The 23,770-nt window shown below is 55.7% G+C and carries 20 protein-coding genes; 5 read left to right on the plus strand and 15 right to left on the minus strand.

Translation table 11 applies throughout. The features are described 5' to 3' along the window. Positions 1-24: 24 nt before the first annotated feature. A complete protein-coding gene (locus KY379_RS02440; RefSeq protein ID WP_139813927.1) occupies positions 25-699 on the minus strand; it encodes a hypothetical protein in 675 nt (224 codons plus the stop codon). A 151-nt stretch (positions 700-850) separates the two neighbouring features. Beyond that, a complete protein-coding gene (locus KY379_RS27335) occupies positions 851-1,954 on the minus strand; it encodes an Ig-like domain-containing protein (RefSeq protein WP_409977259.1) in 1,104 nt (367 codons plus the stop codon). A gap of 573 nt (positions 1,955-2,527) precedes the next feature. Here KY379_RS27335 and KY379_RS02445 point away from each other — a divergent pair. Next, positions 2,528-4,123 carry a hypothetical protein gene (locus KY379_RS02445; RefSeq protein WP_084851922.1) on the plus strand — a complete coding sequence of 532 codons (1,596 nt, stop codon included), beginning with the start codon at positions 2,528-2,530 and terminating at the stop codon, positions 4,121-4,123. Positions 4,124-4,421: 298 nt separating this feature from the next. Next, complete coding sequence (locus KY379_RS02450) at positions 4,422-5,192, plus strand: nuclease-related domain-containing protein (RefSeq protein WP_084851924.1); 771 nt, start codon at positions 4,422-4,424, stop codon at positions 5,190-5,192. A gap of 71 nt (positions 5,193-5,263) precedes the next feature. Here the strand turns inward: KY379_RS02450 and KY379_RS02455 are convergent, their stop codons facing one another. From KY379_RS02455 to KY379_RS02505, 11 genes are all read right to left on the minus strand, one after another. Further along, positions 5,264-5,518 (minus strand): hypothetical protein, encoded by a 255-nt coding sequence (locus KY379_RS02455; RefSeq protein WP_084851926.1) that lies wholly within the window; start codon positions 5,516-5,518, stop codon positions 5,264-5,266. Continuing rightward, positions 5,515-5,877, minus strand: a complete 363-nt coding sequence (locus tag KY379_RS02460; RefSeq protein WP_139813928.1) for a hypothetical protein — start codon at positions 5,875-5,877, stop codon at positions 5,515-5,517. Before KY379_RS02460 ends, KY379_RS02455 begins: the two co-directional genes overlap by 4 nt. Before the next feature lie 230 nt (positions 5,878-6,107). After that, positions 6,108-7,355, minus strand: coding sequence for a TerD family protein (locus KY379_RS02465; protein ID WP_084851929.1), 1,248 nt, complete (start codon positions 7,353-7,355; stop codon positions 6,108-6,110). Positions 7,356-7,745: 390 nt separating this feature from the next. Then, on the minus strand, positions 7,746-8,306 hold the full coding sequence (locus KY379_RS02470) for a hypothetical protein (protein ID WP_139813929.1): 561 nt from the start codon (positions 8,304-8,306) through the stop codon (positions 7,746-7,748). Between the two features lie 235 nt (positions 8,307-8,541). After that, entirely contained in the window at positions 8,542-9,684 is a 1,143-nt protein-coding gene (locus KY379_RS02475) for a glycerate kinase (RefSeq protein ID WP_084851933.1), read from the minus strand. A gap of 188 nt (positions 9,685-9,872) precedes the next feature. After that, positions 9,873-11,069, minus strand: a complete 1,197-nt coding sequence (locus tag KY379_RS02480; RefSeq protein WP_084851934.1) for a hypothetical protein — start codon at positions 11,067-11,069, stop codon at positions 9,873-9,875. A gap of 9 nt (positions 11,070-11,078) precedes the next feature. Further along, positions 11,079-12,281, minus strand: coding sequence for a hypothetical protein (locus KY379_RS02485; RefSeq protein WP_181727103.1), 1,203 nt, complete (start codon positions 12,279-12,281; stop codon positions 11,079-11,081). An 8-nt stretch (positions 12,282-12,289) separates the two neighbouring features. Further along, positions 12,290-13,141 carry an SH3 domain-containing protein gene (locus tag KY379_RS02490; RefSeq protein ID WP_084851938.1) on the minus strand — a complete coding sequence of 284 codons (852 nt, stop codon included), beginning with the start codon at positions 13,139-13,141 and terminating at the stop codon, positions 12,290-12,292. A 24-nt stretch (positions 13,142-13,165) separates the two neighbouring features. Further along, positions 13,166-14,434: a hypothetical protein gene (locus tag KY379_RS02495; protein WP_084851940.1), complete on the minus strand. Its 1,269-nt coding sequence runs from the start codon at positions 14,432-14,434 to the stop codon at positions 13,166-13,168. Between the two features lie 639 nt (positions 14,435-15,073). After that, on the minus strand, positions 15,074-16,261 hold the full coding sequence (locus KY379_RS02500; RefSeq protein ID WP_084851942.1) for a hypothetical protein: 1,188 nt from the start codon (positions 16,259-16,261) through the stop codon (positions 15,074-15,076). A 96-nt stretch (positions 16,262-16,357) separates the two neighbouring features. Beyond that, the gene (locus tag KY379_RS02505; RefSeq protein WP_139813930.1) at positions 16,358-16,894 is read right to left on the minus strand and encodes a hypothetical protein; all 537 of its coding nucleotides are present in this window, start codon (positions 16,892-16,894) and stop codon (positions 16,358-16,360) included. 328 nt (positions 16,895-17,222) lie between these two features. On the opposite strand from KY379_RS02505, the gene KY379_RS02510 reads away from it, so the two are divergent. The 3 genes from KY379_RS02510 to KY379_RS02520 all read left to right on the plus strand — a co-directional run bounded on the left by KY379_RS02510 (position 17,223) and on the right by KY379_RS02520 (position 20,438). Further along, a complete protein-coding gene (locus KY379_RS02510; protein WP_084851945.1) occupies positions 17,223-18,308 on the plus strand; it encodes a lysozyme inhibitor LprI family protein in 1,086 nt (361 codons plus the stop codon). Between the two features lie 207 nt (positions 18,309-18,515). Next, positions 18,516-19,064 carry a DUF1523 family protein gene (locus KY379_RS02515; RefSeq protein ID WP_084851947.1) on the plus strand — a complete coding sequence of 183 codons (549 nt, stop codon included), beginning with the start codon at positions 18,516-18,518 and terminating at the stop codon, positions 19,062-19,064. A 105-nt stretch (positions 19,065-19,169) separates the two neighbouring features. Next, positions 19,170-20,438 carry a VWA domain-containing protein gene (locus KY379_RS02520; RefSeq protein WP_084851948.1) on the plus strand — a complete coding sequence of 423 codons (1,269 nt, stop codon included), beginning with the start codon at positions 19,170-19,172 and terminating at the stop codon, positions 20,436-20,438. Between the two features lie 246 nt (positions 20,439-20,684). On the opposite strand, the gene KY379_RS02525 is transcribed toward KY379_RS02520, so the two are convergent. Together KY379_RS02525 and KY379_RS02530 are read right to left on the minus strand one after the other, a co-directional pair. Continuing rightward, a complete protein-coding gene (locus tag KY379_RS02525; protein WP_084851949.1) occupies positions 20,685-21,872 on the minus strand; it encodes a DUF4236 domain-containing protein in 1,188 nt (395 codons plus the stop codon). Between the two features lie 791 nt (positions 21,873-22,663). Beyond that, complete coding sequence (locus KY379_RS02530) at positions 22,664-23,719, minus strand: hypothetical protein (protein ID WP_084851951.1); 1,056 nt, start codon at positions 23,717-23,719, stop codon at positions 22,664-22,666. Between the last annotated feature and the right edge of the window lie 51 nt (positions 23,720-23,770).

Here is a 23,770-nt window from a genome sequence, read left to right on the forward strand (position 1 = left end):
TTCAATCTAATCTTTACATCGCCTTCAGTGAAATGACGAAACACCCTGCCCTTCAAAGAAAATTGCATCAGGATCGGCCGCTACCATCGAGGAAAGCGCAATGGTGACGCGCGAAGCAATGTGATTTCTTAGGCTTGATTCGATCTCTGGAACTGTAAGAGTACGCTTAGTTACGAAGCCAAGCTCCCATGCATCGCCAGACACAATTGCACTATTCATCATCGAGACTGCGAATGTCATATCCGTCATCTCTTCAGCGGATACTGCGTTGCCGATAGTTTCTTCAGAAGTACGAAGCAGTGAGAACATGATTATTCCAATCCACTTCGCGTCTGAGGGTCTTTGAATTAGCTGAGCAATGAAGCTCCTAAGCACCGCCTGGGCTTTGGCTGAGCTGCACATCTCGTCGGCCTTCAATCCGGTCGGATTCGCCTTTGGATCGTCCGCCATCAGAACACGCAGAGCGTCTGATGCACATGCTTGGATGAAATTGGAAAGCACAGGCAGGCGGACATAGGCAGCAGCAATCTTGCCGGGCCAATTGTCCATGGGTGGCTCGGTCTGTGACTGCTCCCCCTCTTGGCCCAAGCTAATTTTGGGCATTGAACGGAACAGCTGTGGATGGAAGATCAAACCAGCAGCTTCAGCCAGAGCGGTTTCAACCTGAAATTCGGAAAAAACGGGGTATTTGCTGCTCATTACCTACCTCAAACTGGCTTCAGCGAGCTCTCGCAGCCGCTGAAGCCCCAGTGAACATAAGAGACGAATTATAACGTCCCCTCAGCGTACCCTGCTCGCGCACTCCTCGCTGGGAGTGCGGCAAGGGCCAGTGGAGCTTCCCAGCTTCGAATCAGTTGGTAGGGCGTTGAATGACACACACTCCCGAGTACCACCAATACCAGTAATCAGTGTCAGCACCTGATGAGGTGGAGTGGACCTTGTAGGGATAATAGATCCCGCCATCATTACCGTGGATCCAGTAGTCGGGATTAGTACGATAGGATTCGAGAAGCCGGTTCACCTTCTGATCATCACCCATGCCCCTGCTAATTTCTTTCAGCCCCATAACGGGCATTGACCCGCTGTAAATGAAGCTGAATCGACCGCTAGCCTGGTAGGAAATATGACCATTACGAGCGTCGGGCTCCATGAAGGTCCCTCTCCCATTCTTGGTGAAGTACTCTTCACCGTCGTACAACTCAACACATGCCCCAGAGGGCGCTGGGGGGGGCTGCGTCCCAACTGCTTGTTGGTTCTGAATGACCTGAGCTGTCGTGTATTGCGCAATCGGGCCGCCGACGTTCCTGATCGTACCTGTCACTGCGCTCTGCTCTCGATCCTGCCGATAACTCTGATATTGGAGTGTACAGACGGACGTTTGGGTGAACTCTGTACCGCTCGCGACTGTTGATGGATCAGGTGACCACGGCGAGCAGTCGTATGGCGCCCCATAAGCCACCCAGTCGGTGTAGTGGGAAGCGATCGGATTCCACAGGTCTTCAAACGGGACAAAGATCGAGCCCGTGCCGCCGTAGGAGGCTGGAGTTGCAGTGACGGTAGCCCCGCCTATGACTGCTGACGACTTGAGAGTCACTGAGGTGTGACCCTCTGAGTCAGTCAGAGTCTGGCCTGCGCTCAGAGACCCGTCAGTGGTTTGCCAGTTCAGCTTCAAACTCGAGCCGACGCTGTTCCCGTAGTAGTCAGTCACTGTGGCTAGGATGGTGGTTTGAGCTCCAGTGGCTGGCAGGTTGGGCGGGGTAGCAACCAGAAAGATTGTCAGATCTGGCTCGCAGCTCTGCCAGCCGCTCCCATACCCGCCTGTACACGTAACGTACTGCCAAATGCCAGGCGTGGTAGAGCCCCCAGTGCGAATTTCACTCCAGGCAGCACTGCCAGTAGTGGGGAGGATAAAATTGGCTATCAAGCTCAGAACTAGTAGTTTGAGAGGCTTCAAATCGAAAGTCAGTATCTGGGGTTTGTGGAGTGGATCATGATCTCACCCCTCATTGCGTTTGCAATCCAAACCCCACTTCCGGAAATCGATTGACCGGCCACCCAGCGTCAACCGCCACATCATCAGTCACCAGCTCGCCCTATGAGCACCTGCTGAATCCAAGGCTCAATACCTTACCTTGCCTGGCATTTCTGTTCGCACCTCTGGTCCACACTCGCATAGCCCAGTGCATGTGGGGCTTATCGAATAGGACCGGAACCTGGCTGAGGAGCCCACCCTATGTTTCAAGCGCATCAAGAACGTGAATTCACGAGTCAAACCAACATCCTCAGCCTTTGAATGTCCGCATGACGAGGTCCCCCGGCACCGCGCTCCCAGGAAGATGCCCGGACGCGAACTGTTTACGCTTCCACACTCCCTCTCGTTCCCATATAGTAGCCCCGCCGCCCGGCTTACTTGTGCGTGAGTAGAACAAGGCAAAGCACCACCATCAAATTCGTTCACCCCTCTCGCTCGCCGACAGGATTTAAACGCGCACTCTCATATCAGTCGACGGGCCTTGAGGATTGACTCATGCAGCTCAAAAATCTCGTTTTCACGCTCCGCCAATACCTCGCCGAGGATGTGGGCACGATGCCTTCCGTAGGGCACACCTACGAGCTTCTCGCGTCTCTCATGGGGTATGACACATTCGCATCCCTGAACAGCCAGGCCTTTCTTCTTTCACTTCGTGCCAGCCATTACGATGTGATTGAGAACATTCGCATCCTCCTTGCAGGACATCCTGATAGACAAGGTGCCGCCAAGCGACACGAGGCCCTCAGCGCTCCAGGCGACGCCTGGAAAGTGGCAAGGTCACTTGAAAAATTCGCTTCCGAACATGAACTCGTCGCTATCCCGTTACAGACCCTCTTAGACAACCCGCCTGGCACTGGAGCTGATCCGTGGTCCACTTTTGCCTTTGATGAGTTGATGAAGGGCATGGTGACCATCAGCCAGGGCCAGCTCGCGCTAGCACTGTCCATGCTCGAAGACGCCTGTAAGCGCGAATTGAGACTGCGCCCTCCTCTCATCCGCCTGTACCGACTTCTCCAGGAATGCTTCGATTCTGATGCTGGGCTTTCAACTTCCTTCAAGGAGCGTGCTGAGTTCCACAACCGCGCCCAGCTTGCGGCCGGCATGCCTAAAGAATGCAGCTTGCTTCCGATCGATCCCTGGTGCCCGGCGTATGGCAGCGCACACGGAGTTGCTACCTACTCGCCTGAAGTAAACCGCGGTCTCGCGGCAGCGACAATTATCAAATCCATCCTGCCGCATGATCCCCATACCATTTGGGTAACCCACAACGGGACTCAGAATCATCTGGCGGGCGCGGGCTTCACCAACGTGTCGCTCACCCTACCCCATATTTCACAGACACCCCGGGTTTGCCTCAATCCGTTCGTTGCCAATGGGGAGAATATTGGCCTTGAGGATCGCATGGCCATCGCACACATCCTTCATCTCATGATGAGCTCTGTTTCTCCTGATTTCTGTACCGAGCACCCACAGCTGCTTCAAGTTCTGCAGGAGGCCCTCTACGATTTCTACAGAGGCAGGGAGCGCCATGCTGTTACGCGCGAACCCACAATGAGAGATTTCATTGCGTCGCTAGATGACTTCGTTTGGCAAGGGCTCGAAGGGTCCGAGATTTCCCTGGCGCTTGCACCCTTCTGCGGCGGAGGTCGATACGCAGGACTGTTTGACGGCAATTTCGACCTGGGCATCGAGTCCGACTGGGTACTGTTCGACACGAAGGCGATCGAGGGTACCCCGGCGCTCGCGCCAGCCATCCTTGTCTTGGCTTTGAAGATCGATGCGGAATGCCGGCACCGTATCCCGCGAACTGCCAAAAAGGCGCTGATCCTGAGCCATGACTGGGTAAGCCATTCGTCCACCCGGTTCACCGTCCCATTCTCCCACCTGTATAAGTCATTCAGGAGATACAACCTGGGGGCCTTGGTCCTGAGCGAGAGTCTTTCGGAATATCTCAGCCTGCAGGATGACCATCCCGACAATGAGCTAGCGGATGGCCTGCTTGCGAATACTAGCCATAGCTTTGCCTTGATTTCCAAAGCGCGTGGCCACGCCGTTGAGTATTCATCATTCACATACGAAAGGCCCGTTTAGTAGCGAATCTCGGACTCGTGGTTGGCCGAATGCCCTGCGTAGGACGCTGAGAAATGGGCTCGGCCATCACTGGCTTGTAAATTTCGGATTTCTAGTAATTCTTTCCGGGCCGGGTTCAAGCACTCATCTGCACGATCTGGTTGCGTGCCAGGGTTCTCGATATTTTTTTGAACCGGGTACCGCTAAGGCTCGAGGCGATAATGCGCATGAGCCCGCCAGGCACTATGGAGGTGTTCAATGCTGAACACCGGCAGGTCGACAAGCATACAGTCCAGGGCTGTGTTATCAGAGGTTGAGGATGGAAGTTTTAGTCGCCGCAGGTCATGTCTGGAGTTCTTTCGGCTGGCTTTTGCCGATAGCGTTGCTGATCGGTCTGCTCAAAACTCGTTGGGCCAAGGGCCACATCGGGGAGCTGCTTGTGCGGATAGTTGCCCATATGAAACTGGACAAATCAGAGTACCGGAGGCTGCATAACATCACGCTTAACACCCCGGGCGGCACCACACAGATTGATCACGTCTTCATCTCACGCTACGGAATTTTCGTACTGGAGACGAAGAACATGAGTGGATGGATATTTGGCGGGGAAAGGCAGGCGCAATGGACGCAAAAAATTTACAAACGGACATTCAGATTTCAGAACCCACTGCGACAAAACTACAAGCACCTTAAAGCATTGGAAGCCGCCCTGGACGTTAACCCTGAACATTTGCATTCGGTTATTTCCTTCGTCGGAGGCAGCACCTTCAAAACCGAAATGCCTCCCTGTGTGACTCAAGGCATTAAGTTCATCAGATACATCAAATCATTCCAACAAGTGGTCTATAGCGACGTTGAGGTCGATTCCATGATGGCTGCGCTGCGAACCGGCCGTCGTGCGCCAACATTGGCAACCCACAAAGAGCATGTGCAGAACCTCAAACGTCGAAGCGACCCAACAGCAGAAAGACAATGCCCTAAATGTGGCCAAGCCCTGACACTTCGAACAGTGAAATCTGGGCCTAATGAAGGGCAGCAGTTCTGGGGCTGCACGGGGTTCCCTCGTTGCCGAGTAATGCAAAGACTATAAGAAGGCCGGTCTCAAAACCCCGCTCCCGTGACGCAGGGCGATTGAGATTACAATAGGTGATGACCTATGCATCAGTTGATGAGATTTAGTACCCACGACAACGGTGCAGGGGCATCCACGACATTACCATTCTGGGAGACTTTAAGCGCCTGCCAGTAAACCACTGGCATTAAATACGCAACACTGAGCGCAGCTAAAAACAAACCCAGTTGCGCGATTTTGAGCCGAGGTGATATGCGGCGTTGCCGGTGCTTGATTATCAAATCGATCTCCTCTTCACTTAGCTCCATACGCCCGCTGACCTGTGAATTTTCATTCAGCTTCATGTTTCTGACACTCTGTACTGAAGTGGGCACGCCCCCGGTTCAATCACTTCGATTATGGGGTAAATAAATTCGACATTCATTACTGCCTGCAGTGCGTCAAGCTCCAACTCTGTGATTGGCAAGGTCTCAGGCCAGACACGAACATATGCCGTCCGACGAAGCGCCATCTTCTGACCCGGCTTGAACAGCGCTGCGACAATAGCCCTATGAAGGTCTTCTGCGAGTTGAGCTTGGCAGGCAACGAAATGACCTGAGGTGGAGTAGGCCCCTTCGGTGCTGACGCCGGCGATGGTTACAATGTTTGCCTTCACATCGACCATCACTCGGTCTTTTTCAGACTTTCTGTTCAAGAACTCCAAGATAGCCGCCAACACGCAACCTAGTACCAGTGCTAACACAGGGGTTGAGTAATCTGGTGGAGCAGCCACTGGGCCACCCAAGGAAGTTACGAGCGCAGGGACCCCGACGACGCCAATCAATGGCAACATCGAAGCTAGCACGATACAAATTGGCACCCGATTCATTTAATTCCCAACGTAGTGGAAGATGTGGCTGACACACTCCTGCTTGGAAGCGTGCCAGCCCCAACTCAAATGTACTGTTTCTTGCCGCTTCGCTCGATCGGCCGGCCTTTGAATACGTGTGGACCATCCATGGTTAACTCCACCTTGTCACCCTTACGGGTCAGCCAGGGTGTGGCTTCGGATCCGGTCCTTGAGGTAACCCCGCTCGGGCTTATCGTGATGGCATCACCATCGATCTCAATGGTGCCAAGAACATAGGTGTACACCATGCTGCTGAAGAATCCGCTCTTGAACTCAAACGCGCACTCGACGATCTGATCGCCGTACTCCATGCGCATCTTGGGCTTAAGCGACGCTACCGAGACAGCACCGTTGTCGACCGCCGAGTACACGCTGCAAACAAGAGCCACCCTCCCACCCATTCGATGCGAGATAGCCGGATTGATCTCTACTGTCTCCACACCTGGGGCAGTAGAACTCGCGCTGACCACATCGCCCGTATGGTAAACGTAGGGGTCAGACTCGAATGACCCTCGCTTGTCAGGGGCTTGGATGATTGACATGCGTCCGTCAGGACGAAGTATGCCGACACGGAGATCAAGGTCGTCATTATCCCGACCATCGCCATTGTCCACCCAGGTAGCGCTCACCTTGATCGTCTTTGGCGCTGCAGCGCCCTTCTCGAGCGAGACCTTGTGGGCAGCTCCAGGCTTGTCCAAGGTGATGACCGACTTGGTGATGTTCACCGGCTTGGTCTGTGCAGCTACTGGCTCGACCTGCTCAGGTTCATCGCTGACCTCCACCCCATACATGTTGCAGAGGCCGGCCAGGCCCGAGGCGAATCCTTGCCACACGGTCCGGATCTTCGCCTGCCCATTGCGAACATAGAGTTCAAGTACAGTGATGCCCGTCTCCGCCTGGAATGTATCAGGCGTTAGCGCCAGCACCTGGTCGCCCACAACTACCTGGGCACTGAGGTCCTTGACCTGTGCAAAACCACCCCCGCTGCCGTCCTGCGTCAGGGTGATCGCGATCTTGTTGATGCCGGCCGGGAGTCGATTCAGGTCGAAACTGATGCTGTGCCGTACCACGCCTGCCTGGTTGCTCGGTGGAGTGAACGTTGCTGAGCCTGAGGCGTGGACTGGGGCATTGAAGAACACCATGCCACTGTCATCCTCGACGCGGCCAGCGTCTGTCAACAAGAAGGCGGTCAGGTTCACATCGAGATTTGCGCCAGCCGCATGGGTTACCTGCACAAGTCCGTTAGCAACGCTGAGTCCTGTGTTCTCACCTGGCTTGAGGGATTGAGTCAAAGTTGGTCGCCTATTCCATTGATGTGCCGGCGGTGGCCGCCGGGCAGCTGCATACGTCCTTGCCCATTCAAGCAATGACAGTCTGCTGGCCAGTTTAACCAGCTGAAGGGCCAAGGGTAGCAATAACGCGACGGGGAAATATCAATAGGAGCAACGGTACCCAGCAAGGCTCAATCAAGGCTCCGGTTGAACTGTCGTAACTTTGAGCGATCAACGACTGATGCCGTGGGCTACCGCTTCAGTCCGCCGCGGTGCTCTGGCCCGCTCAACGCGCCCCTTCCTAGTGGCGTCACGGACCCTCGGGTTGAATCATGAATACCGTAGCTGTGAACAAGTCCTGTGCTCGGTAACTCCGTCTGGAAGAACTTACCGCTGGGTGTGACAACCCGTTCAGCCGTCTTTCTGGGAGCGTTCGAGTGCTTTCGAGAATTCGTCTATAAAGGGTTCAATGATCGCCCACTGGGACATCCGCTCAGACTCCTTCGCTGATGCGGCCTCAAACACCGCCGCTGGCCACGCCATGAAGCTCACATCCATCATTGCATTGTTGAATGCGTAGATATTGGCGCAGGTAATACGGGTGCCTCCGCCTGGGGAGAGTGAATAGCGGAACCTATCACGCAACTCAATCACTTCCATGACACGCACCTGGGCAATGATCGCCATAACAATCAGCATACCTTGCGTCGAGCTACTCACATTTTTGCTGACACGACGCAGGTAAGCTGAGCGCTGCCCCTCAGGCCTGGCTAAAAGCTCCTGGATTATTTCAGCATTGGCTATTTCGAATTCGTGGTTGTCCTGAACTGAGGTGGCCTCATAGCTCTCTCGTATGGCCTCAAGGTCAAATGACTTTGTAAGCCAAGTGGCTAAAGACAATGCGTCTTGCCAGGCAAATTGCCCATACGCTGACATATCTGCATCACGCAGATCCTTTTTTGGCCTTTTCATGCTCTGGTCACCACAGATCCCCGCCGCTAATTTTTCGGCGACTATTTGACCACATGCTAGCCACGCAGTCTTAGCAAACCTTCAAAGATCACCTTATGCCGCAGCGTGGGCCAAGGTCGAGGCATCGCTAGTGAGGCTCACCAGTGACTTGAAAATTCTCTACGACCATTGGCTCCGCGTGCTAGGCACGGCATCTAATCGTGGATCAAACCTGACCAGATGAAAGGAACACCTCCTATGACTTCGGACGCTCGAGAGCCCAAACACTCATCACATCAAACGCTCGATCACGAAGCAGCTCCGCGGCGTGGCTACAGGCGTGCTCGAGCGTCATAGGCCCGGCGGTGATAGAGAACGCCGCGCAGATGCCAATCTCGCGCAGGAGCTGGTAGCCCTCACCAAGGGTACCGGCAATAGCGATCGTCGGTACTCCCGCCGCTTTTGCAACAGCTGCAACGCCTGCAGGGGTTTTGCCGTAGAAGGTTTGCTGATCCAATTTACCTTCCCCGGTGATTACGAGGTCGGCCCCCTTCACCGCGTCAGCCAAGCCGGCCAGCTCGGCGATTAGTTGCACACCCGGGCGGAAGCTTGCGTCAAGAAATGCTTTCGCTGCGAATCCGATTCCACCCGCAGCGCCGGCTCCTGGTGAATTGCGCACGTCCTTGCCTAGCAAGTTGGCAGCGATGTCGGCATAAACGCCCAGCGCCGAATCCAGTTCTCGGACCTGGGAAGGCGTTGCCCCCTTCTGAGGGCCGAAGACATGCGAGGCGCCTCTCTCGCCGGTGAGCGGGTTGTCAACGTCACATGCCACTTCGAATTGGACGTCCTGCAGCCGAGAGTCCATGCCCGACAGATCAATACGGGCCAACTGCTGAAGGGCCAACCCGCCAGGCTTCAACTCGGTACCGGCATCGCACAAGAACTTGGCCCCAAGGGCCTGAAGCATTCCTGCCCCACCATCGTTCGTAGCGCTTCCACCGAAACCCATGACTATCCGGTGAGCCCCCGCTTGAAGTGCCGCTTGAACGAGTTGGCCAGTGCCATAGGTTGAGGTCCGCGTTGCGTCGCGCTGGCCGGCAGGCACCAGGTGAAGGCCGCTAGCTTCAGCCATCTCGATCACTGCGGTGCGCGTATCTGCAAGCCAACCCCAGGAAGCGGTGACCTCCCAACCAAGCGGCCCGGCGACCTGAGTGGATCGAAGTTCACCTCCGGCCGCGGCTAGAACAGCAGCGACAGTACCTTCCCCGCCATCAGCCATTGGAATGGTCACGATCTCAGCGTCGGGGACGGCCTTCCGTACCCCTTCCGCCAGGGCCGCTGCAACGGCCTGAGCAGAAAGGCTCTCTTTGAAGGAATCGGGAGCAATGACGACTTTCATCTTCCAGCATCCTTTGACCAATTGGTCAGTTATTGTTTGCCCTGATCTTGAGCCTGTTCCATGGCAGGTTCTATGGTCGAGGTGACAAAAAAAGGGGCTGGCGTTTGTTCAGGTCGACAAAGGAAGCGGGGCTAGGGGCGCGAGGTGAATATCCTGCAACCCAGGGGTACCGGGTCGCAGGTCACTGATTAATTGGTCTGGAGTTCAAATCCAGGTGTGACAAAAAGGGATGCAAACAAGGTCTTTTCAGGACGGAACGTGTAGGTTTCCTCAAACGAGCCGCTCTTCGCTAAGGCCAACGCGATTCCACACTCCGAATCGCTGTGCGTCTTATCCTTGCTACCGAAATCGCTCTGCCAAGTTGCGAGGCCTGCCGAATCGCAGAACGCACTGCCCGAATTGCCAGCCTGGCTGTAAGGCACCTTGAGCGACTCGAATCCCTTATAGGTCAGTGCATAGCTCTCAACCTTGGCCTTACGAGCGAAACTGCCGGCAGCGTCAGTCAGGATGGCTTGGCTAGCGGTTTTGTCGTAGGCGCCGACGATGAAGGCGGTCAGACCTGTTTTGAGCGTTTCCTGGACGGCATCCAGCTCAGGCAGGGCAGCGAACCGAGCTTCGCGAACGATCCGGCCCACCTCGTTCCCATCGATACGGTGAGTGACCACAAAACTCATGGTCCCTTCTCCGTCGTCGGAGCGCGTGATTGTTAGATCCAGGTCGACCTTGGTTCCGAACTCCCCCGAGGCTGCAATCAGAAATGACCCCGTCACCGGTGATCGAACGGCCATGTTGGCACCCCACGAGTACTTGGGCTTCACAACTTCCCCATGCGGCCCCATCTCATCACCAGGCTGAACCTCATCAGGTACATCGGAGACCAAGACCATTTCTGACCCTTGGTGCGACAGGTACTGGTTGCTCTGGTCCACACCCAACAGCTGGATACGGATCTTGCCGCTTTTACTATCCCCACTGTGGCTGAGCTTCAACTCATCAGCATGGATGTAAGCGCCAGCTGTGCCGCGGCCGACTGTTGATCCAACCTGGTACTTTGCCCAATCAGCCAGGCCGCCTTCTGTGGTCCCATCCAGGGAGGCACCGAATAGTCCGTACAGCCCTCGCAGGAACTGCTCAGCTACATTGGTTCGGGCAGCAACTAGGCGAATCTCAGGGTTCTCGACGGTCAGGTTCCCAGAGAAAATGCTGTAGGAGATGTCACCTTCAGCGAGGACATCCTGGAGGTAGAACCGTTGCTTGAAGTCCTCGTAGTAAGCGAGGGTCTTCTTCCCGCCAGTGTTCATCATGCCGGCGATTGAAGCTCCGCCCAACACCACCATGGAGAGAGCGCAAATCAGCTGGGCCTTTCTGTTTTTTAAGATGGTCATCGTGATGCCTTACTGGATTTGTGCGGAAGCGTTCTTCCAGGCGTTCAGGTGCTGCTGGGATACCTCAGGGGTCCAGCTGAAATCGATTCCAGCATCGGGAAACTCCCGACCTAGCACCGCGCCAAATGAAACGCGCTCCGCGCAGCTCGCCTGCTTACAAGGCTCCGGCTCCTCGGCCAAGTAGATCTTGAATGTCGGGACGGCTTTACCACCGACGAGTGGAGCGACCGGGGTCAGGTTCGCTGCCTGCAGGACGTACCATTCATTCCCGAGCTTCCGATCGGACTGCAAGCGGCCCGGGCCTGGGAAGTCGATTTGATAGTAATCACCTTCATGGCCAGTCACGTGAACCATCATCGGGCTGGCTCTCATTGAACTGCCCGGGTCCATCATGGCCAACGGGGAGCTAAATCGAGCCCTGATCCCTGCAAGCTGTGCCAGCGCCTCACTCTCGTGCCCGCTGGTATCGTTCAGGCTGGCCTTGAGCTGTTCGTAACGCGCTAGCACCCGAGTGTGCAGGTTTGCCATGCGCTCCATCTGGCGTCGTGCTTCCTGAGCCCGTTCCTCCCCGTCCTCGACTTGTGCGAGCTGGGTGTTACTGAGCACAACCGACCGGTCGCCGTCGGTAGCCACAGCCTCGACAACCGCCGCGGGGATTGTGTCCCCTGTCACAGCTGCCAGCTCATCTTGTGCCCGCGCCGGTACCGGCTCTGTTGCAACACTTTGTGTTGTTGCCTCCGCCTTTGGAGAATTCATCCCTGCAGTCGACCCTGCAGTGCCAGCCGGTGTTTGAGTTCCAGCTTCTGCTCCAGGTACGACTGTTGAGGCGGCCGAGGAGAGAGCTGTGGTAGGGCCATCTTGGCGTAGTTGGGGTTGCGCCAAGGAAACGATACCCAGGTTCGCAGCGTTACCAAAACCGCTCGCATATGGCTTGCCAGATGCGTCGACGGCTTTCCACGTTACTTTAGCCGCCGGGCAATCCTTCCCGAGGACGACCGGTAGCACAGAAACCAAACGCTCAAGAGTTTGTTGGTTGTCCCACGTGGGCCGCGAGATGGTCAGTTCAATGTCCTGTTTACACCAGGTATCCGCGGTACCAGGGACCTCAACCATGACCTGGTCTTTCTTCGAAAATGCCAACTCGTGAGATAGGGCATCCGGCACAAGACCGAATGCTCCAACCACAGCCAGCGCGAGAGCGCTAAATTTCATCGCTGTCCTTAGATCAGTTCCCAAGTGCCGTTGTTCTGCTTGCAGAAGGTGCTCTGCTGCTGCTCAGGCTGGCCACTTGCGGACTTTAGGCTCACAGTCACCGGGCGGCAGGATGTTTCGGCCGCGATCTGCTGGGTCTGCAGAGTCTGGATAGAGTCCAAGTCGAATGCCTGGGTCTCTTTGCTCGCTTTCACGTCCATATCGTCCAAGTGGGCAGCTGGTGCCACTCGCTGAGCTACGGCCTGCTCTTTCGGCTGTACGTAGGACTTGTGCACGTATCCGACAGTGACACCTTTCCGACCAACCAAAACCCAGTCACCGGTGGAGCCTACCGCGGTGAACTCTGTGCTCGGAGCAAGTCCGCCGACCTTTCCAGCCTTCAAATTCGGGGCGGATCGTACATTCACGCTCGACTTGGTCACGTAAGGCTCGTTGATCAAGCGCATCGAGGGTACGGCCTGAATTGTAGGGGCGCGCTTGACCTCGACGACTTTGGTCTGCGTGAACTCCTTGCCCTGCACAATTTCAGCAGTCGCCCCAGAATGGTCCGACGCCCAGGTGGTGGGTCGGTTGGGGGCTACAGGTTGGTTGAGGATTTCCTGGGTACGCAGCGCCAAGGCTTGCTGGTCCTTTTCATCGAGACTGGCGCCGATACGGTTACCAAGGTAGCTGCCGAGGCTGCCGGCAATGATGATTGCCACAATCTTGCCGGTACCCTTACCCATTGCCGCGCCAGCGACAGCGCCAGCAAGGCCGCCGATGATCGTACCGGCCTGCTGTTTGTTGATTCCCAGTTGAGCGCACCCGGTCGTGCTAGCGATGGCGATAGCCAAGCAAGTGGCGACAAACTTCTTACGCACGTTGAAACTCCTTTTTACGAACAGTCACTCTGCTTTAAGCAGTGGCTTGGTGAGGTTGTAGAGCATTGCTTCAGCAGTCATTGCCCAATGAAAAACACCCGCAACCAGAGTCGGCCCGTGATCAATGCTGCGGAAGGCCTTCTTGTACCCTTCAGATTGCACAAGGGCATTGCCGGCCATTAGGGGGATAACCACGATTGCAGCGATGGAGACGGTACGCAGCAGCCACTGGCGGCCTCGAATCAGTCCCCGCCGCTCGCAGGCGGACAGGATCAGGCCAACCAGGTTGAGTGCTCCTAGAAAGAGCCCGCTCAACAGCGACCAGGGGACGAACCACATGTTTTTGAGCACATTCAGGCCTTGCTCACCACGGATGTCGGTGTGCGCAACATCGGTGGCCATGTTGCGGGCGATCTGCGGAAGGTACTTCTCGAACTGCTCGCGACTGGCAAGCACGTTCATCCCCTTCACGTAGATTGGCCCTAGCGCTTGGCTGGCCATGTACAGGACCTCAGGAGACTGAGCGACCTGCGGCCGACTACGCAGGCCTGGCTTGATCGCCTGGGCGTATTCAGCAACTGTTGGCTCAAACCCGAGGTCCCCGCCAGGCTTGGGCAGCCGGATGGGTTTCCACTCACTATTGCCTATGCCAGTAGCCCGGAGTGCTTCAAGCTGGGCATACGCGCGAATGACATCCAAAGTGGTTGGAACCACTTCAGCTTGGAGGCGCTCGTAGAGCGCATCGCCGTTGCGGCGCGTGTAACCCTTGAATACGGCCTCAGCAAATGCTGGGAAATTCCCGTCGATCTTCTCTACGTAGGTCCCCTGCGCACTCATCAAAATCCCGAGGTTTGCAATGAATGCCTTGCCCTCGCCGTGCTCCCGGTAATCCTGATAGGGAAGCCCTGGGATTTGAATGGAATCATAGAGCAGCCCCTTTTTAGTGACATAGGCGTAGAGGCTGGATACCCGGAGGGTGTGAGGGAATTTCTCAGCGATGAGATCCGGGGCCTCCCCCTGAACCCACCACGTTGCAGGAGCGGCGACCAATGTCATCACTCCCACGCTGTGCCAGAGGTACTTCTCCCCTCCCCAACGGCGGTGAGCCCAGATGCACACTCGCCAGCCAGTCAGGCAGACGGTCACTGACGCCAGGATCTGGCTGTATATTTCGAGATCCTGCAGTTTCTTCAGCGGTATGTCCGCGCCGGCGACGTTTAGGAGCTCAGCGTTGAAGAGGAGGCCTGCTAGCAAACAGACGGCGTTGAGGCACGCGAGCAAAACTAGGAGCATCCAACGGTTCCTTGTCAGTGTTGGTGTAGAAGCGGCAACTGCAGCTCCGAAAGCCAGAAGCTACGCATTATCCAAAAGCAGTGTGCCGAATCAGGTGAGAATCAAGCTTTATCCCTGAACCTAACTGCCGTTCTTCAGGTTTCAAGAGGTTCCTACCCTGCTATATGGAAGCTCTCAGGCAGTCCGCGGCAATATCATAATGATTTCACGCCAGGGATGTGTCTGAATTACGGCCCGCTGAGCGTGACCGTGATCGCTAGCCCACACGCTGCTCTGGACGAATCAGCGCCAGGAGGGCGTCGACCTCCTCTAGCGGGATGAGAAATGGGATGCCTTCAAGGTGCTCCAGGTGCGCCAGACCGCCTTTTCGTTCGAACGCGACAAGTAGCCCTCCAGCTGGCTCCGAAAGAGACCCGGAGGATACCGGCTTCAGGGCGTGTGTCATCCCAAATTGGGCGTACAGAATTAGGTCGAGCTATTTAGGGACTGCGGATGCACGGCCTATACCGCCTTCGGCGGGCGGTTTAGGCAAGCTTGCATTGAGGAGATGTCGCCGGGCAGGAAGATCAGGAGAACGGACAATTTACGGCGCAAAATGTCCGTTCAACTACTCAAAGGTCGGCGCTGCGGATGATGAGCTTACTCAGCAGGCAGAGCGGCCTGTTGCGATTGGGTGCCGTGCTTTCGGACGAAGGCCTGCATTGCTGGCGAAAGCGGCCGCTCTATGTCGAAGTCACCATAGGCTTGCAGGAACGATGGCCACCTTGCCTCCAGAAGGCCGGCGCGCCGGTACTTCGGTGCTAGCCAAATCCATTGCAAGGACCACTCAGGCCCCTCAATGGCGCCGTCGCGACGCATGAATCCGCATGCTCCCGCAATCGCACCCATGTCGTCTGCAGCAAAGAGCCAGCCCTGCCAATCCTCCCCTGCACGCCTGGTAGAGGAACCATCCCACTGTACAAAGTCGTATTTGAACTCGCGCTTGAACTCAAAAGCTCGATCGCAGACAGCTCCATGCATCCAGAGGGGTGAGCTCTGATCGACGAGTTCCCCAGCCCGGCCGAGGGCGGACAATCGCTCTGCAAATTGCTCATCTGGCTGGGGGTCAATCATCTGCTTCTTACGACTGTGCACCTCACTATGGATGCGAGCCTCCTGCGTGTTATTCGTGTAGTACGAATGCCCGCAGTACTCGCATATCGTGTGCTCCTGAGGCTCTGGCTTCCGATACCTTGGGCCCAGGACTTCAAGCCAGACCACAGCATCCCCGTCCCATTTCATGGTGAAACGGTATCCTGCTTCGTCCTGGTGAGTCGTCTCGGGCCACAAAGGGTGAATCGGACCTTGAGCTGCATTCAGCACTGTGCGGCGGCGGCCGACGTAGTGATCATAGAGGACGATTTCAAGCTCATTGCTGGTGAGCACCTCTCTGCCATCCAGCGTCTTTGTCAGCTCCCGAACCAGCCGCGACGGCTCCACCTGAAGGCCGACCCGTTGCAGACCAATGATCAGAGCAGTTGCGTCGACGGCATTGAGAGCTTGAGTGAGAGTGATTTCGTCTTCAGGATCGACCGGGCGACGGCCAACAGACTGCTGAGCAATGCCAAAGGGAACGAGCAACTCTTCGAAGATGTGTTCGATGATTGAGAAGGCTCGTGTCTCAGTGGTAATCAGGTAGTCGCCAATGTCCGTGTTCCTGGCTACACCCTCCTTCAGAGCCTGACGTTCAAATCTCGTCAGCCCCTCCCTACGAGCTGAGGTGTTGCGCTTTTCAACAAGTATCTCGCACAGCTTTGTGAGCGTTTCACGTGAAATATTGGTGGCCATGATCAACCTAAACTGAGGAAGCCCTGCTTGCTAAAAGCCGGACAGTGTATGGGCCTTGGTGGAGGATCACCTTGGTCACTACGTGCAACTCAAGAATTACTGTTGGCCAGGCTCATTGGAGCTTTGCAATGATCCAAAGGATCTGGCTGCATCTCGGGTCACCCTTCGAATGACCTGCTTAGGAAAAAATCGAACGCCGCGGCGCTGCATCTCTAAGCTCACACTCATCTCACCCGCCATTTTTTGGAGTTTGGCTCTATCCTCAAGCCGCGCGGTTCTTGCCTCATTTGCAAGCAGTCGCATGGCATGGGCCAGTCCTCCTGTCTTGCGAGCTTTCAGAATGACCGCTACAGCCGAAGGCGCAGCCTGAGGGTCAATACCTGAGAAGAGATCAGCCACCAACTCCAAGCGCGGGTCATCGACTTCCTCAAGAAACCTCAACGCCGTCGGACTGAAGCGGAAAGAAAACTGATCCCCGTCGCTCCAGTACTCCAGCAGAATCGGGGCCCGACTCATACAACCGCCATAAGTGACATTGACTGTCTCGGATGACAAGTACGCTGCGTGCTTGCGAATAGCTTCATCAGGCAGCGTGCCGTTTGGACTGCCCTTCAGTTCAGGTTGAAATCTCATGTGTCGCCTTAAGCCGGAAAAGTGGGGTCAATGGTCTGCAGGTCTTTCTTCAACCGTGGGTGCGTGCGCCGGCGGCAGGTCAATAGCCGCTCTGGCAGACGCCATTGTAACCGCATGCCCAGGCCACGACCGCCATACGTGGATCGAGTTGGATGCGCAGCGGACAAACCCAAACCATCCCCGTAGCTAGCTTGTCCTTGATCGAGACTCGAAGACGGTTTATCAGGCAGTAAATTGTAGTGACAAAATGCCACGATGGCTCTTTACTACATCGCCCGCCAGCCGATAGATGGAGGGTCAGGAATAGCTGTCTTTAAAGGAGTTCAGAATGCTTACAAAGGGCGCAATCGCGCTGGTACTGGGTTTGGCCGCAGGAAGCGTTTCAGCAGCAAGTTTCGACTGCTCAAAAGCGTCGGGCTTCGCAGAGACTGAGATATGCCGAGATGGCTACCTATCCGGAGTGGATGGAGTTCTCGATCGTACATACAAGAAGGCTGTCGCAGCGTCCTCCAACCCAGAGGGGCTTCGTCAATCGCAAAGGCAGTGGCTTCAGATCCGAAATCAATGCAAAGACCAGAAGTGCCTGGATAAGGCCCTTGGAAGTCGGATTCAGGAACTGGAGCGTATCGCGAGTGACGAACGCGTATTGGCAATGCATGCCCGAGAAGAACGGGAAGCCGCACAACGTCGCGCCGCGGACGCCGAACGCGAAAGGCAAGCAGCGGCCCTGGCGAATCAGCAGCGCCAGTCAGCGCAGATGGCACAACGCACTCCACCTCAAGCATCCACACTGCCGGCAGTCCGCCCGGGTAGCACTAAAGCTCAACAGGAATCGAATCCTGTAGCTACGTGGTTCATCAAGGGTCCTGGTTGGAAATACACCCTGGTGCTGGGCCTACTGCTCTCCATCTGGGCTGTTGTACGCCACCATCGAGGGTCGGCAACCATTTACAGCGACTACACCGACGCCTTGATCACCAACGCACTTCCTGCACTCGGGATCGTCACGGCCGCGGTGTGTAAATGGCTCGAAATGCCCGGCGTCGTATCCGTTTTCTCGGTGGTAGCTGGCTTTATCCTCTCGATTACCTATGCGATCTACGCCACGGTGAAAAACAACAGAGGAGGCCTGAGCATCTTCCTTACGTTGGTGGCAAAGCTGACCCTGATTTCTGTCTTCTATGTCGTCATCGGGATGCTAATTGCCTCGCTGTTCAATGGAGGCACACGTCGCAAGGGCGAAGCTCAGGCCAGAGCCGATGCGCGCAATCGGCGTGAGCGAAAGGCAACCATGGCGCTGATCACGGCACTCTCCGCGGCGTACACAGCTCTTACTGCATGGGTTTGTCGTAACCCAAAGTTCACCCCCGTGGGTGAGTGCCTCGAGTTCAATCGGGTGCCTGCACTAACGTAAGCCCCCTCCGCCGTGCGCCGCCCAGCGCACGCGGGCCATACCCATTAGTGTCAGCCATGCATCAAGGCGGGTGGGAGATCGCTAGGCCCATTCACCTTGATATGACAGCATCTACTCCGGCCGGCCTGAAGTAGTTTGCAACAACTCTCCAGCGCAGGCGCCTCAGTTTCCCTGCATATTGCCAATTTCAAAAGAGTGATCACTTTGATGCCCTGGGTAAAACGTTCGCTTGGAATCCTCAGCTTGGTGCTGGTTACGGCAATCGCTTTGTGCCTCCACTTCTACTTGCCGCGCCATGAGGTCGTTCATGTGACTGGCGTCGAGGTGAAGCGCATGGATGCGGATGGTGTGATCAGCGCTGAAAATCCGGCTGATGGTCCAACCCGAGATGTCTATTTCATCAACACCGTTTCTACAGACGCAAAACGTGAGGTAGCGGTCTATCGAAATGAAGATACCGGTTGGGGATTCCCGTGGTACTTCAAATTCGATAGCGCCGATCTGCAGGCTAAGGCCCAGGACTACTCGCGTGACGCGAACCAGCTCGCGGTCATCCGGTATTACGGGTGGCGCTTCCAGATCTTCTCGATGTTCCCAAACATCACCGACATCAAGGCCACAACCAGTAACACGGAGCCTTTCCCAGTTTTCGTATCCCTATTCTTCGGCGGGCTGCTCATTCTAGTGCTTGCGATCACCCTCCTCGTCCGTCGAAAGCTGCGCGCCCGGCATAGGCCAATGGTCCTGAACCAGTAGGCTTTACCTTCGCCGTTATTCCCCCGGACGTTAAGCTGTGTTGGGCACCGCCAGGACGCTGTCCTGGCTTCTCAACCGCCGGACCTGACTTCTCAAGGACGCAGTATGCAAATCACACAGGGCCAGCGCCTGCCGCTGTCCAGAATAGGTATTTCTGACCGCCTCACGGTTGCGGTCTCCATTCAGTCAAGCAATGTGATCGACGTAGCCTGTTTCGGGCTTGATCAGCAATCGAAGCTGTCCGACGACCGCTTCATGGTGTTCTTCAACCAAACCTCCTCACCTGGTGATGCCATCCGGCTGATTGGGCCAGGCCAGTTCGAAATCAACCTGGGCGCATTGCCGGCAACGATTGATCGATTGGTGTTCACCGCGGCGATCGACGGCGCGGGCGCCATGAAAGACATCTCATCAAGTCGCTTTGTCGTCAGTGGACCTGGCGCACCAAACGCCGCGACCTGTGAATTTTCTGGCAGCACCTTCTCCGTGGAAAAGGCGATTATGGTTGCCGACATTTACCGCAAGGGTGGCGAGTGGCGCATGCTCGCCAACCTGCAGGGCTTCAAAGAAGGCTTGAGCGCGCTTGTGCGCCACTTCGGCGGTGAGGTGAGCGATGAACCCGCGACCGCGCCTCCAGCACCTGCTACGCCGCCTCTTGTCCAGGCGACGTTCTCTCTCGAGAAAAAGGTCGCAGCCCAAGCGCCAGCATTACTCAGCCTGGCAAAAAAAGCTCAGATCAGCCTGGAGAAAAACAACCTCACCAAGGTGAGAGCGAAGCTAGCCTTCGTGCTCGATGTGAGTGGTTCTATGAACGGCCAGTACAGCCGAGGCAGAGTGCAAGAGGCCATGAACCGGCTGATGCCACTCGCGGTAGCCTTCGATGATGACGGCGAGCTGGATGTTTTTGGGTTTGGGGCCAAACCAGTTCACCTCTCGCCAGCCACTCTCTCCAACTACAGCGACTACATCGACACTGAGCAAGGTGGTTGGCGGAAGTGGGATGTGGGCCAGCGCGTAAATGACGAACCACGGGCGATGCGCCTTCTGATGGACTACTACAATCAAAGCGGGGACAAAACCCCGGTCTACATCATCTTCATCAGCGATGGCGGTGTTCATGAGAATCGCGCAATCACAAAACTGATGATCGAAGCGTCCTCCAAGAATTTCTTCTGGCAATTTGTCGGCCTGGGCGGAAACGGCTACGGCATCCTGGAGCGACTTGATGATCTGGCAGGTCGCGTTGTCGACAACTGCAGCTTCTTCGCTATGGATGACCTCCACGACCTCACCGAAGACGCACTGTACGACAAGCTTATGAAAGAGTTCCCGGGCTGGCTCAAAGAGGCCAAGGCGAAGGGAATCATCAGTTAATACTTGGCTGGAAGCCCCTGATTTTCAGCGAGAACCGTACGAATTTCAGATGCTCCGAATCCTCGCACCAATTCAGCGCATGAAATAAAAAAGCCACCTGATCCGCAAGGGCCAAGGTGGCTTTTTCGTATTGGGTTTGGATGTTCCCGCTGGGTACTGCCTCAGCCCGGCGGATGGATCAACGTACCTGCTTCAGCGTTCTGATTTCCCAAAAGCGCGTACGCCACCACGTAGCCGCGGCTCCCTTCACCCCAGATAGTCCAAGTCGAACGGTTGGATCTCCCGGAACCGCGCAGTACGTTCCAAGTCGACCCGAGCACCCCAGCTATTCAGCGCACCCACAGGATCTATGTGCTCAATGCGGCCAAAGTCCAAAAGGTCCCAGTCCTCGCGCCGCACGACCACAGACAAGATATAGGGCTCCTCGAGGCGCCCGGTCGCCGGGTCATTTCGTTGAACGTACCCTGACACCAGGCAGCGATTGATTGCAGGCAGAAGCGCGAATACCTCGCCAACGACCCTGAACAAAGAGCCGTAACACAGCCCCACAAAGTCCCGTCGCACCTGGGCATCACTTCGTGTCTTGAAGGTGAGCTTTCCATTGCCTTTTGCCTCGGCAGTTCGCCGCGGGGTATCACCCTCGTCAGGTAGATCCACATCCAAGGCTATACCGGCTGCATCGTAAGTGAACTGATAGGCAACGTTCGTTTCCTTGGGCCAGGCTATGCCGCTCAGCACGTAATCGAGCGCTTTCTCCATGTGAGCACTGAATCCCTTCGCAGCCAGGCGAAAGGTCTTCTCAGCTTCCGAGCGCTCTTTGTCATGCGCGTCACGGGCTGCCTCCCACTCCGATAGATCCTGCTGGTAGATCTGCTCGTTGGTGAGGCGGTCAGCCTCGAGCTTGCCAGACCTGAAGAGCCTATCAATGAGGCCAGGCTCAACTGACGCCGGCGCCGTCGGAATCGGCATCGAAAAAGGAGGTGGTAATGCCGGCAGGCTCCCCGGCCGGGGAGTGCCGACATGAACACCCAAGCAATCAGCGAGATCTTGGTTCAGCTTCTCGGCAGCCTTGTTAAGCAGCGCCTCAATCTCTGCAGCCTGCTCACTCTTCACGCGCCTCACCACTGCAGCAGGTGGCGGGCTACCAGTGTCATCGACAATGGACAGCGTCCCATCTTCCTGCACGCTGATCCTGATTGGTCCTGAATAGTCGGCTGAAGCGTTCGAGTTGGCCGCCGGTGATTGGCGGCCGCCATCTAACCGCTGGCGATAAGACAACCCGGTACCCGGCAGCCCGGCATTGAGGTAAGTGCCGTTGCGACCCAAGGTCATACTCAAACCCCTTGGACCAACCGAGGCGGACAGACCGCTAGGTGAGATGTTCAGCCTAACTCCAGGCACTATTGTTATCCGACGATTAAAGCGAAACCCCATATCCCAATACCCTTTGAGTAAGCGAGCCGACTTATCCAAAGATGATAAGGCCACATGCCCAACAAAAGCAAAGGTGCATTCTCCACTCCGACCAGCGAAATTAGAGGCGATTATTGATCACTTTTGTGCTGAGTCTTTTCAGTGGGGCCGTGATCATTGTTAACATTCTGCCGTTCAGGCAGGATGTATGGAAAAACAAAGATAACCGTTAATATGATCACGAGCATTGCTGAGAAAAAATGCACGGGCCTCATACCCTCACCTGGCCCGAGATGTATACCGCTGAACGATACACCAGCCAAATATTTACTCGGAACTGGACCGTCATTGTCGGCATACAACTGGGCGATACGTTTATGCTCACTCATTACCCATTTGAGATCACGTAGTGCCTGGTCTTGATCGGGTGTCATTACGTATGGTTGGCTGTTTTTACCAAGCGCGTCTACACGCAGCCTGCGGCACCTTCGCAGACATTTACGGTACTCGGCGCACACTTGCTTGAGATCCTCGCGATACGATGGCATAACAATCCTTCAAACTCATTAGACCGTGGGTGAAACACCAATCTCCTGGTCTTGGAGTATGAAGGACTCAATACAAGAAGTCCTGATATATCAGTCGTATATTTGCCGGAGAAGAAAGGACCTTAGGCACGCGCATACAATTCAATTCATGCGAGTTAGATAAATGCAGGGGGGTCCAGATTTTTTAGTCAAGGCCTGCCAGATCTGCGCCTGGATAGGGCCCTGACTAAAAGGATGGGGCGTGCTCAAGCCGTCCAGTTGCGATTAGGCGCCAGGAAGCTCGATGAACTTGTCACCACTCCATTGGAAGCGTTGAGGGTATGGCTGCGTCGGGCAGCAACGCGGATCGTCATCCCCCTGGACCAGGGCGTCAATGAAGATAGTGCGGCTGCCGACATCACGCGCCTCACGAACGGCGCCACTGATCGCAGCATCGCCACCTTGAGCTTGCCAACCCTCTGGCGCATGGTAGAACGCGGAAAGCGTCTGATAAGCCGTCTGTGAGCCGCCTGAGCCTTCGATGGTATAGAGCACTGCGGCATCCAACTCACCGTCACCATTCAGATCCACCTGAATGATTTGGCGACCTTCTGGGTACTCTACACCGCCGTCGGTATCGAGGCCCGCGATGTAGGCATTGATTGCACCAGTCAGTTCAGGGAACGACTGTGCTGCAGCTGTTGGTTGAGCCATCACGACTGGGCGTGTGGTCACAACTGGGTTATTCAACTGCGGCTCGGCCGGACTTGCTGCCAGTGTATCAACGCCGTCGTTAGGCTCCGGCTCGACAGAGCTCGGGCTACCTTTGCCGTTCACGGCATCGGCAATCATTTGGTAACTCCGAAGTGCCTGATCGTTTGGCTTCAGTCCTGCCTTCTTAGCACGAACAGAAAACTCCTTTTGTACTTCGCTCAACGCCCGGCCCATGTCCTCCGAGTTGAAGGTCATTACATACCCTTTTGGGGACACAGGTTGCGAATCACCGAAGAAAATTCGCGCAAAAATGTTAGGCCTCAAGTCCTCGAGCGCGTCCACACCTTCATCTACAAACTCGTCAGCGACATCTTGATACAGCGACCATCCCTCCTCTCCAAAGAGTTTAGTAATCTCCTCCTTCGCAGCGTCGCTTTTGAATGGGGTTAACTCAAGGACCTTCTGGTTAAAATCTACAGTGTCGCTACGGCACGAGTAAGTATCGTTCCCAAAACAGTTCTGTCGTAACTCATTGAGAGCCAGGGACAAGCGTGCGTCATTTACTGCCTGGCCACAGCCGGCCAGCATGGTAACCACAGCACTGGAAACCAAGACTTTTTTAATCACTGAAAACTCCGCAATTCATGCGCAACTTGTATGCGCGCAAAGCTAGATAGT

Source organism: Pseudomonas sp. HD6422 (genome assembly GCF_025377065.1).
Lineage (GTDB): Bacteria > Pseudomonadota > Gammaproteobacteria > Pseudomonadales > Pseudomonadaceae > Aquipseudomonas > Aquipseudomonas putida_U.

Bases quoted from the DNA above. Each gene is read 5' to 3' on its own strand.
- KY379_RS02440 (WP_139813927.1), bottom strand. From the start codon at position 699: ATGAGCAGCAAATACCCCGTTTTTTCCGAATTTCAGGTTGAAACCGCT.
- KY379_RS02445 (WP_084851922.1), top strand. From the start codon at position 2,528: ATGCAGCTCAAAAATCTCGTTTTCACGCTCCGCCAATACCTCGCCGAG.
- KY379_RS02450 (WP_084851924.1), top strand. From the start codon at position 4,422: ATGGAAGTTTTAGTCGCCGCAGGTCATGTCTGGAGTTCTTTCGGCTGG.
- KY379_RS02455 (WP_084851926.1), bottom strand. From the start codon at position 5,518: ATGAAGCTGAATGAAAATTCACAGGTCAGCGGGCGTATGGAGCTAAGT.
- KY379_RS02470 (WP_139813929.1), bottom strand. From the start codon at position 8,306: ATGAAAAGGCCAAAAAAGGATCTGCGTGATGCAGATATGTCAGCGTAT.
- KY379_RS02475 (WP_084851933.1), bottom strand. From the start codon at position 9,684: ATGAAAGTCGTCATTGCTCCCGATTCCTTCAAAGAGAGCCTTTCTGCT.
- KY379_RS02480 (WP_084851934.1), bottom strand. From the start codon at position 11,069: ATGACCATCTTAAAAAACAGAAAGGCCCAGCTGATTTGCGCTCTCTCC.
- KY379_RS02485 (WP_181727103.1), bottom strand. From the start codon at position 12,281: ATGAAATTTAGCGCTCTCGCGCTGGCTGTGGTTGGAGCATTCGGTCTT.
- KY379_RS02495 (WP_084851940.1), bottom strand. From the start codon at position 14,434: ATGCTCCTAGTTTTGCTCGCGTGCCTCAACGCCGTCTGTTTGCTAGCA.
- KY379_RS02500 (WP_084851942.1), bottom strand. From the start codon at position 16,261: ATGGCCACCAATATTTCACGTGAAACGCTCACAAAGCTGTGCGAGATA.
- KY379_RS02505 (WP_139813930.1), bottom strand. From the start codon at position 16,894: ATGAGATTTCAACCTGAACTGAAGGGCAGTCCAAACGGCACGCTGCCT.
- KY379_RS02510 (WP_084851945.1), top strand. From the start codon at position 17,223: ATGCTTACAAAGGGCGCAATCGCGCTGGTACTGGGTTTGGCCGCAGGA.
- KY379_RS02515 (WP_084851947.1), top strand. From the start codon at position 18,516: ATGCCCTGGGTAAAACGTTCGCTTGGAATCCTCAGCTTGGTGCTGGTT.
- KY379_RS02520 (WP_084851948.1), top strand. From the start codon at position 19,170: ATGCAAATCACACAGGGCCAGCGCCTGCCGCTGTCCAGAATAGGTATT.
- KY379_RS02525 (WP_084851949.1), bottom strand. From the start codon at position 21,872: ATGGGGTTTCGCTTTAATCGTCGGATAACAATAGTGCCTGGAGTTAGG.